This window comes from Mycobacterium sp. SMC-17 (assembly GCF_045310915.1).
Classification (GTDB): domain Bacteria; phylum Actinomycetota; class Actinomycetes; order Mycobacteriales; family Mycobacteriaceae; genus Mycobacterium.
In genome coordinates this window covers 1-1571 of sequence record NZ_JBJIAK010000140.1, presented here as the reverse complement: position 1 = coordinate 1571, position 1571 = coordinate 1, and the positions used below count along the sequence as shown (strand labels likewise).

Below are 1571 nucleotides of genomic sequence, written 5' to 3'. Positions count from 1 at the left end.
CTCCGGGTCGTACTTGCTCGGCATGACATGCACCTTCCCAAGGAAGGAGGTGCGCATCAAACGCGGGATGGTTCAGTTCATCCCACTGCTCTGCTGCCGCGGCCGTGTCGGCGATGCGTTGTTCGTTGGCTGTGCGGGCTTGGTTGATGAGTTGTCGGCGTTCTTGGGTGCGGGTGCGTGTGCGTTTGGGCATGCAGTGGCCGCGTGTGGGTGTGCGTGGTGGTTCTTCGGTGGTCTCGGGTGTGCCGGTGGGTTGGGCCAGTTGTGGGTACCAGTGGGCGCCTTCGGGTTTGGTGATGTAGGTGTGCCCGGTGGGGGCGGTCCACACGACGGTGCCGTCGGGGAACTGCTGGTCCTGCCAAGGGTGGAAGGTTTTGAGCAGGTGATGGAATCGGCACAGGCATTTGAGGTTTGACGGGTGCGTCGGCCCTGCGGGATAGGCGGTGGTGTGGTCGATGTCGCAGGCTTGGGCGGGCCGGTCACAGCCGGGGAATCGGCAGGTCAGGTCCCGGCAGCGCACGAATTCGGCGAGTTGGGCCGAGGGTCGGTATCGGGGTTCGGCCGCATCCGGTGGCAGGTCCACCTGGCGGATGGTCGCGCCGTCGGCGAGTCGTTCGACTTGGTCGGCGGGGATCTGCCCGTAGCCGGGCAGGAATCCGGGGGCCTGGCCGTCCACTGCCTGCGGTGTGGCGATGACGTGGATGACCGCCCGGGTGCCGACCGTCGGCGCCGGTAGATCACCGGCAGCGGCCGCGGCGGCGGGGCAATCATGTTGCCCGCATTCGCACCGCAGCCGGCCGCCGCGGGCCAGGGCGTCGATGGCGGCGGCCCGGCGTTGATCGTGGGAGCGCGGATCGTGCTTGCACACCCCTTTCGCCAGGGCGTCGATGGCGGCGTCGAGCACCGCGGCGGTCGCCGCATCCACGACACCGGTGACGCTGGCGGCGCCGGGGCCGCAGGCGCGGATGTCGAGGTAGCGGGCTTGTGACGGGGGTTTGGGTGGGTGCACGCCGGCCTGGTCGGCGTTGGCGATGATCGCGTCGATGCGTTGTTCCATTTTCGGTTTCGACAATCGTCCCCAGGCCACGATCTTGGCGGCGAGGTCGGCGTCGACGCGTTGAGCGGCGTCGTCGTCGATGATGAGGTCGGTGCGGGCGACGATCATCGCGACCATCACCGCATCGATCAGTCCTTTGGCGTAGACGGCGGCGACTTTGGGCAGGCGGGTGCGCAGCATCACCGCCCGGTCCACCTGGGCCTGTGCCCGTTTGCGGGACATCCCCAGCGCGGCGGCGACCTCCACGATCAGTCCGGCGTAGCCGTCGATCGCCCAATACCGTTTTTCGATGTCGTCGTCGGGGGCTCGTAGCTCCCACAGGTCGCCGATCGCGGCCAGGCGCCGGGCGCCGGCGGCGTTCTCCTCGCGAGAGGCGAGGGTGATCGCGTCGACCGCCGCGGCCGCGGCGAGGGGATCACTAATTGTTTCGCTCATACGTGGCGCTCCACGGGTTTTCGTGGGCGCCTTTGCGCTGTTCAGGGGCTATTTTAGGTTGTGCGCCTGGGGTTTTGAG

The 1571-nt window shown here is 68.0% G+C and carries 1 protein-coding gene; it reads right to left on the bottom strand.

Translation table 11 applies throughout. From position 1 onward, the window contains the following. The coding region (locus ACJH7A_RS30445) for a DUF222 domain-containing protein (RefSeq protein ID WP_406803316.1) at window positions 1-1492 on the bottom strand (1492 nt) is incomplete at its 3' end. Window positions 1493-1571: the final 79 nt, after the last annotated feature.